The sequence below is a fragment of the Variovorax jilinensis genome, assembly GCF_030316885.1.
GTDB lineage: Bacteria > Pseudomonadota > Gammaproteobacteria > Burkholderiales > Burkholderiaceae_C > Variovorax > Variovorax jilinensis.
In genome coordinates, this window is the sequence record NZ_JASZYQ010000001.1 from 808,381 (window position 1) to 820,476 (window position 12,096).

Here is a 12,096-nt window from a genome sequence, read left to right on the forward strand (position 1 = left end):
AATGCAGGGGGCCTAAACAAGGCGAAGATTCCGAGAGTGGGGGCGTGTTTACCCTCGACGCTCGGGCCTCAGCTGCCGCCGAAACGCCCGTGGCGGCCAGCGCCTTGCGCGAAGCGCTCGGCGCCCGAGGCGCCTTCGGCGAAGACGATCGGCACCCCCGCCGCGCCCTCGGCGCGCAGCGCCTGCGCGAGCGACAACGACCACTGGTCGTAGGCCGAACGCCGGTCGGTCAGCATGCATTGCTGCGGGAAGGCTGCGATCTCGCGCGCCAGCGCCTGGGCGGCCGCCGTTGCCTCGCCGGTGGGCACGACGCGGTTGACCAGACCCATTGCCAGCGCCTCGGCCGCGCCCACCGGCCGGCCGGTCAGGATCATGTCGAGCGCGCGTCCCATGCCGATCAGGCGCGGCAGCCGCACCGTTCCGCCATCGATCAGCGGCACGCCCCAGCGGCGGCAGAAGACGCCGAGCACCGCCTCCTCGCCGGCCACGCGGAGGTCGGCCAGGAGGGCGAGCTCGAGGCCGCCGGCCACGGCATGGCCGTCGATGGCAGCGATCAGCGGCTTGCTCAGTGCGAGGCGCGTCGGTCCCATCGGCCCGCTGCCGCCGCCGTCGGGAGCCAGTTCGTTGCGCAGCGCCGGATCCGCCACCGCGGCGAGGTCGGCGCCAGCACAGAAGTGGCCACCCGATCCGGCCAGCACCGCGACCCGCAGGTCGCCATCGGCCTCGAATCGTTCGAAGGCCGATCGCAGCTCGGCCGCCATCGGACCATCGACCGCGTTGCGCTTGCCGGGGCGCTCCAGGCGGATGGTGCAGACCGGGCCGTCGCTCTCGAACGAGACATGGGGCATGACAGGAGCTCCTCGTGATGTCGTACGGCATGAAGAGTCGCGCGCGCATCGACGGTTGCGATCCTAAGCAGGCCGGCCGGGCGGGGTGAGAAAAAGCCGAGTCAATGCACGGAATGGTCGCGGATCGCGGCGTCGCGACGGAAACATCCGATCGATTTTAAGTTTAATCAATTGCAATTAATTCCAGATCAGCATTTTCTTGGGGGAATAATCATGTCGACATTTAATTCAATAAGAATAGTCTGAAATCTGAATAATTATTCGCATCAGGGTTTGCATATTTTGTCGCAATTTCACCGAATGAGATAAACTTTTTCGAGCGAATCATTCTCTGCTTATTCATGAACATCCTTAAAATTGAATTGAATTTGCAATCGAACTGCCCAACCAATTCCCCCACGAAGAAGGACCTGCCATGCACACAGTGATCGTCGTCGACGACCATCCCGCCATTCGACTGGCGGTCCGCTCGGCGCTCGAAGCAACCGGCAACATCAAGGTGATCGGTGAATCGAACGACGGCCCGTCGGCCCTGGCAGCCATCCGCGAACTGCGCCCCGACCTGGTCATCCTCGACCTCGACCTGCCGCGGCTGAGCGGGCTCGACCTGATCGACCGGGTACGCAAGTCCCAGCCTGCCACCCGGCTGCTGGTGCTGTCGGCGCAGCAGGAATCGATATTCGCGTCGCGCACGGTGCAGGCCGGCGCCAACGGATTCATGAGCAAGAGCGAGAACATGGCTGCCGTGGTGCAGGCGGTGCAGACCGTGCTGGCGGGCTACAGCATGTTTCCCTCCTCGGCGCTGTCGGCGCGAGCCGGCTCGGGCACTGCTGCCAGCGGCGACGCCCTGCTCAATACGCTGTCCGATCGGGAACTGACGGTCCTGCAATACCTGGCGCGCGGCCTGAGCAACAAGGAAATCGCCGAGACACTGCTCATCAGCAACAAGACGATCAGCAGCTACAAGACGCGCATCTTCGAGAAGCTCGGCATTTCGACGCTGGTCGAACTCGTCGACTTCACGCGCGCCCGCAATATCGTTTCCTGAGGGCCTGCACCGATGAACTCCGGCAACTGGGCCGTCGCGAGCCCCTGGTTCTTCGTGACCGTCGCAGCCGCGGCCATGTGCCTTGCGCTGGTCTGCCGGAATCGTGCGCTGACCGATGAACTGCGCAGGCGGATGCACATCAAGGCCACGTTGCGCGAGAAGCTGGCCTTCCAGAGCGCGATGCTCGACGGCATTCCCTATGCGGTCTGCGTACGAGACGCCGAGGCGCGGCTGATCTTCTGCAACGCCGCCTTCGAGCGCCTCTTCGACATCCGGCGCAGCGCGATGATCGGCAAGGCGGTCTCCGAAAGCGGCCTCGATTTCGTGGAACCCGCGCGCATGCGCGCTCTGCATCAGTGCTACCTGAAGCTGCTGAACGAGGGCGGCAACATCAGCCAGGACACCAGCGTCTCGCTGCACGGCGAGTCGCGCCGCCTCCTGCATTGGGCGACCTCGATCCCGCAACTCAGTGAGGCCGGCCCGCGCGCCCTGGTTGCGGGCGCGATCGACATCACGGACCGCCACCAGCTGATCCAGCAGATCGCCGAGGCGCTCGCCAAGGCCGAAGAGGCCAACCGCGCGAAGTCCAGCTTCCTCGCCACGATGAGCCACGAGATTCGTACGCCGATGAACGCCGTGATGGGCATGCTCGAACTGCTGGCGCGCCAGGGGCGCCTCGCCAGCCGGGATCAGGATTCGATCGAGGTGGCGCGCACGTCGGCGCGATCGCTGCTCGGGATCATCGACGACATCCTCGACATCTCGAAGATCGACGCCGGAGGCCTCGAGATCCACCCAGCGCCGGCACGGCTGCGCTCCATCGTCGACGAGGTCGTGCGCGTTTTCGCGAGCCTCGCGCAGCAGAGCGGCCTGGCGATCGAGGTCGAGCTCGATCCGGCGCTCGCCGAGTGGCACTCGATCGACGCCGTGCGCTTCAGGCAGATCGCCAGCAACCTGCTGAGCAACGCGATCAAGTACACCGACACCGGCCGGGTCACGGTGCGGTTGCGCAGTGCCGCCCGCGTCGCGGACATCGAGTCGATCGTGCTGGAAGTCGAGGACACCGGCATCGGCATCAAGCCCGACGACCTGGCCAACCTGTTCCGCCCCTTCTTCCAGGCCGAGTCGGCAGGGCCGCGCGCCATTGGCGGTACCGGCCTCGGCCTGCCGATCGTGCAGCGCCTGTGCGTGCTGATGGGCGGCAGCGTCAACGTCGCGAGCGAACTCGGCGTCGGCACGCGGGTGCGCGCAAGTTTCGATGTCCCGGCCGTCCCGGCCCCGCCCGATTGGGCAATCGCCACGCAAGCGGACGACCGTGCGATCGACGCCGCGCCGTCATGGCAAGGGCGCCGTGTGCTTGCGGTCGACGACCATCCTGCCAACCGCTTGCTGATGCAGCGCCAGCTCGAGCACCTGGGCCTCGCGTGCGACCTCGCGGAGAACGGCGAGTCCGCACTCGCGCTCTGGCGTGGAGGTGGCTTCGATCTCGTGATCACCGATTGCTCGATGCCGGTGATGGACGGCTACCGGCTCACGGCGGCGATACGCGAGGCCGAGCGCAGCGAAGGCCTGCAGCGCACGCCGATTCTGGGCTGCACCGCCCACGTGCAGGAGGAGGAAAGGCGCCACGCCCTGCAGGTCGGCATGGACGACTGCCTCATGAAGCCCTTCAGCCTTGGCGCGCTGTTGACGGCGTTGCACCGTCACCTGCCCGATGGTCCGTCGGGTGCGCCGGGGGCGTCTCCCGGCTCGGAAGCTCAGGGGCCGGTCCGGAAGGCGGCCTACGATCCGGCGGCACTGCGCAGCATCTCGGACGGCGACGTGCGGGTCGAGAAGCAATTCCTCCAGACCCTGCTGCGCACCAACCTGAGCGATCTGCGGGCCATCGTCGTCGGGTTCGGCAACGGCCATCGGGCCGAGGTCGCCGCGCTGGCTCACAAGATCAAGGGGGCGGCGCGCATGGTGCAGGCCTGGCGCGTGATCGAAGCCTGCGAGGCGCTCGAGCGCGCGATCGCCGACGAGCCCACGGCACCGCTCGACGAAGCGCTCGCGGAGCTGGTCGACAGCGTCGACGCGTTCGACGAGGCGATCCGCACCCAGCTGGCCGGCATGGACTGACCCCTGCGCCGCTGTGGCGGTGCAGCGGGCGATCGACCCGGCGCCTCAGGCCAGCAGATCGCTGAGCGTCCGAGCGATGACCTTGGTCGCGCGGCGCAGGTCCTCGAGCACCACGCGCTCGTCGTTGCGCTTGGCATGCGATTCGAGCACCGTGCGCGGGCCGGCGCCGTAGATCACGCCCGGGATGCCCGCTTCGCCATAGAGGCGAACGTCGGTGTAGAGCGGCGTTCCCATGGCCTTGATCGGCTCGCCGAACAGCGCTTGGCCATGCTTCTGGATCGCATCGACCAGAGGCTTGTTGCCGGCGAGCGGCTTCATCGAGTTGGCCAGCAGCATGCGCCGGATCTCGACCGTGATGCCGGGCATTTCCGCGGCCGCGTCGGCGATGACCTTGCGGATCGTCGCCTCGACCTCGACCGGGTTCTCTTCGGGAATCATGCGGCGGTCGAGCTTGAACACGACCTTGCCGGGCACGACGTTGGTGTTGGTGCCGCCTTCGATGCGGCCGACGTTGAGATAGGGGTGCGTGATGCCCTCGACCTTCGACGTCACCTGCTGGTAGAGCGTGTTCTGCGCATAGAGCGCGTTGAGGATGCGCACCGCGCCCTGCAGCGCGTCGACGCCGGTGCTAGGGATGGCCGCGTGCGCCATCTTGCCGTGCACGGTGACTTCCATCTGCAGGCAGCCGTTGTGCGCCGTGACCACCTCGTAGCTGAAGCCGGCCGCGATCATCAGGTCGGGCTTCGTCAGGCCGTTCTTGAGCAGCCAGCCCGGGCCCAGGATGCCGCCGAATTCCTCGTCGTAGGTGAAGTGCAGCTCGATGCTTCCCTGCGTGGGCCGGGCCACCGCCTCGAGTGCGCGCACCGCGAAGGTGAAGCTCGCGAAGTCGCTCTTGCTGACGGCGGCGGCGCGGCCATAGAGGCTGCCGTCCTCGATCTCGCCGCCGTAGGGGTCGTGGCTCCAGCCTTCGCCCGGCGGCACCACGTCGCCGTGGGCGTTGAGGGCCACGACCAGGCCTCGGCTGGGTCGTTCTCCTTCCTTGCGGCCGCCGGTTTCGCCGTAGTTGCGGCGCACGATCAGGTTGGTGATCGATTCGAGGCCGTAGTCTTTCACTTCCTGGGCCGGCACCGGGTGCTTCTCGGCTTCGAAGCCGAAGGCCTGGATCAGTTCGGCGGTGCGTTCCGCGTGCGGTGCGTTGTTGCCGGGTGGGGTGTCTGTCGGCACGCGGACGAGTTCCTGCAGGAAGCGCACTTCCTCGTCGAAATGGGCGTCGATCCAGGCGTCGAGTTGCTTGTAGTCGGTCATGGTTGGCTCTGCTCGGTGGCGAGGTTGTCGAGCAACAGCTGGAAGGCCTGCACCGCCAGCTGGATGTCGTCGTTGGTGCTCGATTCGAGCGGGTTGTGGCTGATGCCGGAGTTGATGCCGCGCACGAACAGCATGGCCTGCGGCATCACCTCGTGCAGCTTCATGGCGTCGTGGCCGGCGCCGCTTGGCATGCGGAACAGCGGCACGCCGAGCGCATCGACCGCACGTTCCCAGCGCTGCTGCCAGTCGGGCGCGCTCGGTGCGGCGGCGGCACGCATCGTTTCCTCGAGCACCAGCCGTACGCCGCGGCGCTCGCAGATGGCCTTGAGCGCGCTCAGCACGTCACCGGCCAGCGAATCGCGCTGTGCATTGTTGGGCGCGCGCAGGTCGAGGCTGAACTTGCAGCGGCCCGGCACCACGTTGATCGAGCCGTTCGGCACCTCGAGCATGCCGACGGTGGCGACCGAGTCGCCGTCCCTGGCGGCCCGTTGCTCGGCGAACAGGATCAGCTCGGCTACTGCGGCGGCGGCATCGCGGCGCCGATCCATCGGCGTGGTGCCGGCGTGGCTGGCCATGCCGATCACCTCGCCGACGTAGCGCACGCTGCCGTTGATCGAGGTCACGATGCCGAGCGGCAGGTCGAGCTCGGTGAGCACCGGCCCCTGCTCGATGTGGACCTCGACGAAGCCCAGGTACCTCGCGGGATCGCGCTGCTCGCCCGCGATCGCGTCGTCGTCGAGGCCGGCATTGCGGCGTGCCTCGCGCATCGTGATGCCGTCGGCGTCCTTCTGGTCGAGCCATTGCGGATCGAAGTGGCCGATCAGCGCGCCCGAGCCAAGGAAGGTGGCCTTGTAGCGCTGGCCTTCCTCCTCGGCGAAGCCGACCACCTCGAAGGCGTAGGGCAGGCGGCGATTCCGGCGCTTGAGCTCGCGCACGCAGGCGATCGGCACGAAGATGCCGAGCCGGCCGTCGTACTTGCCGCCGTTGCGAACGGTGTCGTAGTGCGAGCCCGTGAGCAGGGTCCTGGCCTCGGGCGTGGCGCCTTCATAGCGACCGACCACGTTGCCGACCGCGTCGATGCGCACGCTGTCGAAGCCGGCGTCGCGCATGTCCTGGGCGATCTGCGCGGCACAGGCACGGTGCGCGTCGGTCAGGTAGGTGACCGTGAGCTGGCCCTTCTCGGCGTAGCCCGGATCGGTATGGGCCGCGAGCTTCTCGTGCCAGTCCCAGACCTCGTTGCCGAGCGCGGGCTGGGCGTCGAACTTGTCGTCCAGGCGGATCTCGGCGATGCGGTGGATGTTTCGCAATGCCTCGCCGAGCTCGAAGTCGGGATGGTGGTGCAGGCGGCGCTCGAAGGTGTCGATGATCTCGCGCTTGGGCAGGCCGAGTCCGCGCGGGCCGCGGACCGCGAGGATGAAGGGAAAGCCGAACTTGGCGTTGTAGTCGGCATTGAGCTGCTGGATCTTCGCGAATTCGTCCGCCGTGCAGTCGGTCAGGCCGGCCTTGCTCTGCTCGTTGGTGGATTCGGCCGTGAGGCTCTTGCTGACCATCGCCTTGCCCGCGAGTTCGGGGTGGGCGCGGATCAGGCCGAGCTGCTCGTCCTTCGAGGCATGGGCGACGGCCTGCACCAGTGCGTGCTTGAGGTGCGGCAGGCTGCGGAACGGGCGCGCGCTCATCGCGCGAGCCGCGATCCAGGGCGAATGCTCGTAGACGCCGTCGAGCAGCGCGACGGCTGCCTCGGCCTCGGCCGCGTTGACTTGATCGATCGTGAGTGCCATGGAACCTCCGTGATGGCGTCAGGCGGCGGCGTTGGCGCCGAAGGGATGCACCTGCTTCCAGTGCCGGGCAATGTCGATGCGGCGGCAGATCCAGACTCGCTCATGGCCCTGGACGTAGTCCAGGAAGCGGCGCAGCGCGCCGATGCGGCCGGGCTTGCCGAGCAGCCGGCAATGCATGCCGATGCTCATCATCTTCGGTGCTTCCTCGCCTTCGGCGTAGAGGGCGTCGAAGCTGTCCTTCAGGTAGTTGAAGAAGTGCTCGCCCGTATTGAAACCCTGCGCCTGCACGAAGCGCATGTCGTTGCAGTCGAGCGAATAGGGCACGACCAGGTGCGGCGCCTTGCTGCCGTCGGTCTTCTCGACCTCCATCCAGAACGGCAGGTCGTCGCCGTAGTAGTCGCTGTCGTATTCGTAGCCGCCGTGGTCGACCACCAGCCGGCGCGTGTTGGGGCTGTCGCGGCCGGTGTACCAGCCGAGCGGCCACTGGCCGCCGGTCATGTCGCGCAGCACGTGGGTGCCGATGTCGATGTGGCGCTTCTCGGTCGCGATCGGCAGATTCTGGTAGTGGATCCAGCGCAGGCCGTGGTTGGCGATCTCGTAGCCGTTCTTCATGAAGGTCTCGAGCAGCTCGGGATAGCGCTGCAGGGCCATGCCGACGCCGAAGATGGTCATCGGCAGGCCGCGCGACTCGAACTCGCGCAGGATGCGCCAGACGCCGGCGCGCGAGCCGTACTCGTACATCGACTCCATGGTCATGTGTCGGTTCTCGTAGGCCTGCGCCGTGACCAGCTCCGACAGGAAGGTCTCGGAGGTCGGGTCGCCGTGCAGCACGTTGTTCTCGCCGCCTTCCTCGTAGTTGAGGACGAACTGCAGCGCGATCCTGGCCCGGCCGGGCCATTGCGCATGCGGCACATTGCGGCCGTAGCCGACGAGGTCGCGGGGGTAGGGGGTGCTGGCGTTGTCTGTCATGTGCGTGGCCTCATGCGAGGGCGAGGGAGATGTCGCTGGTGGGGACCTTGCGGTCGAAGGTGAGGTTGGCCTCGACGTTGTCGAGGTGTTCGGTCATGAGCTGCACGGCGCGTTCCTCGTCGCGTGCGGCGAGCGCCTTGACGATGTCGGCATGCTCGTCGTTCGAATGCTCGGCGGCCGTGGCGCTCTGGTACATCAGCGTGATGAGCGCGCAGCGCGAGATCAGCTCGCCGAGGATCTGCGCCAGCACCGCGTTGCCCATGAGCTCGGCCATGCGCACGTGGAAGTCGCCGAGCAGCTCGGTGCGGTCGGAGATGTCCTCGCCCGAGACCGCGGCCTTTTCCAGTGCGACGTGTTCCCTGAGCGCCTTGATCTTGGCCGGCGTCACGGTGCGCACGAAGGCGCGCGTCATCTCGGCCTCGAGCATGCGGCGCACCGCGAATACCTGACGCGCCTCGGCAACCTCGGGCGCGGCCACGAAGGCGCCGCGGGCCGGCTCGAGCCGGATCAGCTTGTTCTGCGAAAGCTGGAACAGCGCTTGCCTCACCAGCGTGCGAGAGACGCCGAAGTGATCCGCGAGCTTCTGCTCGGCCAGCTTGCTGCCCGGCTGCAGCCGGTGCTCTACGATGGCTTTCGTGAGTGCGTCGACGATGGCGCGGGTGGTGGTCGAGTCCATGTTTTTCATGATAGACCCAAAGCCAGGAACTGTATACACTTTTGTCGACCAGATTTTCCCCAATGCACCGAAGGAGCAGATCATGGGACTCAGCACCCACGTACTCGACACGATGAACGGCTGTCCGGCCGCCGGCATGGAGGTGGCACTGTTCACCACCGATGGCACCCGCGAGGACGCGCGCGCCACCTTGGTGCGTCGCTTCACGCTCAACGCCGATGGCCGCAGCGACGGGCCGCTCTACGACAACAGCACGATCAAGGCCGGCACCTACCGGCTGGTGTTCGATGTCGCGGGCTACTTCAAGGCGCGCGGTGCCGTGCTGCCCGAGCCCAACTTCCTCAACCGCGTGGCGCTGGATTTCGGCGTGGCCCACACCGACCAGCACTACCACGTGCCGCTGCTCGTGAGCCCCTGGAGCTACTCGACCTACCGCGGGTCCTGAGGCTGCAGTTGCCCTTCGCTGAGCGTGTCGAGCTGGAAATGGCCGCCTTCGTCCCACAGCCAGGTATCGGTCCAGGTCACCTTGCCCAACCGGGCCGGCACCGGGTAGGGCGCGGCCGCCAGCACCGTGCGTTCGATCTCGGCCACCACCTCGGGCGCATGGCTGGGCGCCCGCAGCCAGTTCATGGCCTGCACCTTGCCACCGGCATCGAGGTCGACCTGCAGCGTGCCCACCGCGTACAGCTCCGGCGGCAGCTTGCCTGCGTAGATGCGGTCCTTGTTGAGGTCGTAGACACGGCGCGCGGCGTCGCGCCGATAGTCGCGCGCAGTGGCGGCATCCGATGGCCGCGGCCTGGCGCGGCTGGCGTCGGCCGCCGCGGGCGGCCGGGCGTCGCTGAGCTGGCCCGGCACGGCGCCGCCCGAGGGCAGGCTGCCGCAGGCGGCGAGCAGCAGGCTGGAGACGATCGTTGCCGCGCATGCGATGCGGCGTGGCGTGGTGGAGAAATGCATCGGCGGGTTTATACCGTGCCGGCAAGAGCCCCGTGCGGCCACGGGTCGGCGGTGCCGATGCCAGGGAGCACGCGATGATCGCCGCGCTCGACGAACTGCTCGGGCGCCTTCGGCGCGAAGCCGGCGTGCTGGTGCAGGTGGTCGCCACCGAAGGCTCGGCCCCGCGAGAGGCGGGCACCTGGATGGCGGTCTGGGCGGAAGGCCTCACGGCCACCATCGGCGGCGGCCAGCTGGAGTTCCAGGCCATCGAGGAGGCGCGCGCCTGGCTTGAGGGCGGTACGGCGATCGAGGGTACGCGGCGCTATCCGCTCGGGCCCAGCCTGGGCCAGTGCTGCGGCGGCGTCATGTACCTGCGCTACCGCCGCATCGAGGCCGCCGACGCCGCGGCGCTGCAAGGCGAACTGTCGTCGCGGCTCGCGCCGGTGGCGCTGTTCGGTGGCGGCCACGTGGGTGCGGCGCTTGCGCGGCTCCTGGCCAGCCTGCCTTTCTCGGTGCGCTGGATCGACAGCCGCGACGGTGTCTTTCCGACGGCGCTGCCGGTGCGCATCGAGACCGAGCATTCCGAACCGGTGCAGCAGGCCGTCGCCGATCTCGTCCCCGGCTCGCGCGTGCTGATCATGAGCTTCAGCCATGCCGAGGATCTCGACATCGTGATCGCATGCCTGCGGCGCCTGCGCGAGCGCGACGACCTGCCCTACATCGGCCTGATCGGCAGCAAGACCAAATGGGCCACCTTCCGCCATCGGCTCGAGGCGCGCGGCTTCACGGCCGATGAAATGGCGCGCGTGACCTGCCCGATCGGCGTGCCCGGCATCGGCGGCAAGGAGCCCGAGGTGATCGCGGTCGCGGTGGCGGCACAGTTGTTGCAATCGACTTCGCCCAAGTGAGGGACTCAGGGTTTTCGAGCACGCCGGGTGCCTGCAAAACCCCGAAGGCCGCCGTCAAAAGTGTATACACTCCAGTCCACAAGCCGTAGCGGAGCCGGATTCCTCGCAGGATCTGCGTTCGCGGCACTATCTCTGCTTACAGCGCCCGCAGTGGTGAGCAGGCCGGAACCCCATCAAGGCGTCTCCACGCGCCGACAAGGTTGAGAGCGAATGGAAAGCTACTATCTCGACTGGGCCAACCTGCTGCTGCGCTGGGTCCACGTCATCACCGCCATCGCCTGGATCGGCGCCTCCTTCTACTTCGTGATGCTGGACAACAGCCTCGAGAAGCCGCAGGACCAGGAGTCGCTCGACAAGGGCGTGGGCGGCGAGCAATGGGCGGTGCACGGCGGCGGCTTCTACAACATGCAGAAGTACGCGCTGGCGCCCAAGAAGCTGCCCGACCACCTGCACTGGTCCTACTGGGAGAGCTACTCCACCTGGCTCACGGGCTTCGCGCTGTTCACGATGTCCTATCTGTGGAACGCGAGCACCTACCTGATCGACAAGTCGAAGATGGACTGGCAGCCCGGCGCCGCGATCGGCGTCGCGCTGGCCTTCTTCGTGGTCTTCTGGATGGTCTACGACGGCATCTGCCAGGTCTTCGGCCGGCGCAAGAACGGCGACACCATCGTCGGCGTGCTGATCGCGCTGTTCATCGTCTTCGCGACCTGGCTGGCCTGCCAGTGGTTCGCCGGCCGCGCGGCCTTCCTGCTGGTCGGCGCCATGATGGCCACCACGATGAGCGGCAACGTCTTCTTCTGGATCATTCCCGGCCAGCGCAAGAACGTCCAGGCGCTGCGCGAAGGCCGGCCGGTCGACCCGGTCCACGGCCAGCGCGGCAAGCAGCGCAGCGTGCACAACACCTACTTCACGCTGCCGGTGCTGTTCGCGATGCTGAGCAACCACTACAGCTTCACCTACACGCACAAGTACAACTGGATCGTGCTGCTGCTGATCATGCTCGGCGGCGCGGCGATCCGGCAGTTCTTCGTCGTGCGCCACCGCTTCAAGCTCGGCAATGCCCGCAATCCGATTCCCTATGCGCTGTTCGGCATCGCGGTGCTGGGCCTCACCATCGTCTGGATGAAGCCCGAGCCCGCCGCGGCGCCGGCGCCCGGTGCCGCGGTCCAGAAGGTGTCCTTCGGCGAAGTGCAGAAGGTGCTCGAGCAGCGCTGCTACATGTGCCACGGCGCGCAGGTGCAGATGAAGAACGTGCGGCTCGACACGCCCGATCAGGTCGCCGCCCATGCGCAGGCGGTCTACCAGCAGGTGGTGGTGACCAAGATCATGCCGATGAACAACTCGACCGGCATCACCGATGCCGAACGTGCATTGGTCGGCAAATGGTTCGAGGGTGGCGCTCCGACGAAGTAGACCGGCCCCGGGTTGGCTGTCGCTCGCTGCGTGCAGCCGCCGCCCACCCCCTGCCGAGGAGCAATACCGGCTGGGCGGGCAGACCGGTTCCGCGGTG

11 protein-coding genes are annotated in these 12,096 nt (G+C 67.3%); 5 read left to right on the forward strand and 6 right to left on the reverse strand.

Going from position 1 to position 12,096, the window contains the following annotated elements; genetic code table 11:
* Positions 1-68: 68 nt before the first annotated feature.
* On the reverse strand, positions 69-848 hold the full coding sequence (locus tag QTH87_RS03935) for a crotonase/enoyl-CoA hydratase family protein (RefSeq protein WP_286607058.1): 780 nt from the start codon (positions 846-848) through the stop codon (positions 69-71).
* Between the two features lie 415 nt (positions 849-1,263).
* Between QTH87_RS03935 and QTH87_RS03940 the strand changes: the two genes are divergently transcribed.
* Both QTH87_RS03940 and QTH87_RS03945 read left to right on the forward strand, forming a co-directional pair.
* A complete protein-coding gene (locus QTH87_RS03940; protein WP_286607059.1) occupies positions 1,264-1,896 on the forward strand; it encodes a response regulator transcription factor in 633 nt (210 codons plus the stop codon).
* A 12-nt stretch (positions 1,897-1,908) separates the two neighbouring features.
* Positions 1,909-4,014 (forward strand): ATP-binding protein, encoded by a 2,106-nt coding sequence (locus tag QTH87_RS03945; RefSeq protein ID WP_286607060.1) that lies wholly within the window; start codon positions 1,909-1,911, stop codon positions 4,012-4,014.
* 45 nt (positions 4,015-4,059) lie between these two features.
* Here QTH87_RS03945 and QTH87_RS03950 read toward each other — a convergent pair whose 3' ends face one another.
* From QTH87_RS03950 to QTH87_RS03965, 4 genes are read right to left on the reverse strand one after another with little or no spacing between them, the layout of a single operon-like run.
* On the reverse strand, positions 4,060-5,319 hold the full coding sequence (locus tag QTH87_RS03950; RefSeq protein ID WP_286607061.1) for a M20 family metallopeptidase: 1,260 nt from the start codon (positions 5,317-5,319) through the stop codon (positions 4,060-4,062).
* Positions 5,316-7,097 carry a 2-oxo-4-hydroxy-4-carboxy-5-ureidoimidazoline decarboxylase gene (gene uraD / locus QTH87_RS03955; RefSeq protein WP_286607062.1) on the reverse strand — a complete coding sequence of 594 codons (1,782 nt, stop codon included), beginning with the start codon at positions 7,095-7,097 and terminating at the stop codon, positions 5,316-5,318. The genes QTH87_RS03950 and uraD overlap by 4 nt, the downstream gene beginning before the upstream one ends.
* 18 nt (positions 7,098-7,115) lie before the next feature.
* Positions 7,116-8,066, reverse strand: coding sequence for an allantoinase PuuE (gene puuE / locus QTH87_RS03960; protein WP_286607063.1), 951 nt, complete (start codon positions 8,064-8,066; stop codon positions 7,116-7,118).
* A 10-nt stretch (positions 8,067-8,076) separates the two neighbouring features.
* Positions 8,077-8,751, reverse strand: a complete 675-nt coding sequence (locus tag QTH87_RS03965) for a GntR family transcriptional regulator (protein ID WP_444812736.1) — start codon at positions 8,749-8,751, stop codon at positions 8,077-8,079.
* Between the two features lie 73 nt (positions 8,752-8,824).
* Between QTH87_RS03965 and uraH the strand changes: the two genes are divergently transcribed.
* On the forward strand, positions 8,825-9,187 hold the full coding sequence (gene uraH, locus QTH87_RS03970; protein ID WP_286607065.1) for a hydroxyisourate hydrolase: 363 nt from the start codon (positions 8,825-8,827) through the stop codon (positions 9,185-9,187).
* On the opposite strand, the gene QTH87_RS03975 is transcribed toward uraH, so the two are convergent.
* A complete protein-coding gene (locus QTH87_RS03975) occupies positions 9,172-9,696 on the reverse strand; it encodes a hypothetical protein (protein WP_286607066.1) in 525 nt (174 codons plus the stop codon). The genes uraH and QTH87_RS03975 overlap by 16 nt on opposite strands.
* Positions 9,697-9,770: 74 nt before the next feature.
* On the opposite strand from QTH87_RS03975, the gene xdhC reads away from it, so the two are divergent.
* Positions 9,771-10,583, forward strand: a complete 813-nt coding sequence (gene xdhC / locus QTH87_RS03980) for a xanthine dehydrogenase accessory protein XdhC (protein ID WP_286607067.1) — start codon at positions 9,771-9,773, stop codon at positions 10,581-10,583.
* A gap of 210 nt (positions 10,584-10,793) precedes the next feature.
* Positions 10,794-11,999, forward strand: coding sequence for a urate hydroxylase PuuD (locus tag QTH87_RS03985; protein ID WP_286607068.1), 1,206 nt, complete (start codon positions 10,794-10,796; stop codon positions 11,997-11,999).
* Positions 12,000-12,096: the final 97 nt, after the last annotated feature.

Bases quoted from the DNA above. Each gene is read 5' to 3' on its own strand.
- QTH87_RS03975 (WP_286607066.1), bottom strand. From the start codon at position 9,696: ATGCATTTCTCCACCACGCCACGCCGCATCGCATGCGCGGCAACGATC.
- uraD (WP_286607062.1), bottom strand. From the start codon at position 7,097: ATGGCACTCACGATCGATCAAGTCAACGCGGCCGAGGCCGAGGCAGCC.
- puuE (WP_286607063.1), bottom strand. From the start codon at position 8,066: ATGACAGACAACGCCAGCACCCCCTACCCCCGCGACCTCGTCGGCTAC.
- QTH87_RS03945 (WP_286607060.1), top strand. From the start codon at position 1,909: ATGAACTCCGGCAACTGGGCCGTCGCGAGCCCCTGGTTCTTCGTGACC.
- QTH87_RS03965 (WP_444812736.1), bottom strand. From the start codon at position 8,751: ATGAAAAACATGGACTCGACCACCACCCGCGCCATCGTCGACGCACTC.
- QTH87_RS03940 (WP_286607059.1), top strand. From the start codon at position 1,264: ATGCACACAGTGATCGTCGTCGACGACCATCCCGCCATTCGACTGGCG.
- QTH87_RS03935 (WP_286607058.1), bottom strand. From the start codon at position 848: ATGCCCCATGTCTCGTTCGAGAGCGACGGCCCGGTCTGCACCATCCGC.
- xdhC (WP_286607067.1), top strand. From the start codon at position 9,771: ATGATCGCCGCGCTCGACGAACTGCTCGGGCGCCTTCGGCGCGAAGCC.
- QTH87_RS03985 (WP_286607068.1), top strand. From the start codon at position 10,794: ATGGAAAGCTACTATCTCGACTGGGCCAACCTGCTGCTGCGCTGGGTC.
- uraH (WP_286607065.1), top strand. From the start codon at position 8,825: ATGGGACTCAGCACCCACGTACTCGACACGATGAACGGCTGTCCGGCC.
- QTH87_RS03950 (WP_286607061.1), bottom strand. From the start codon at position 5,319: ATGACCGACTACAAGCAACTCGACGCCTGGATCGACGCCCATTTCGAC.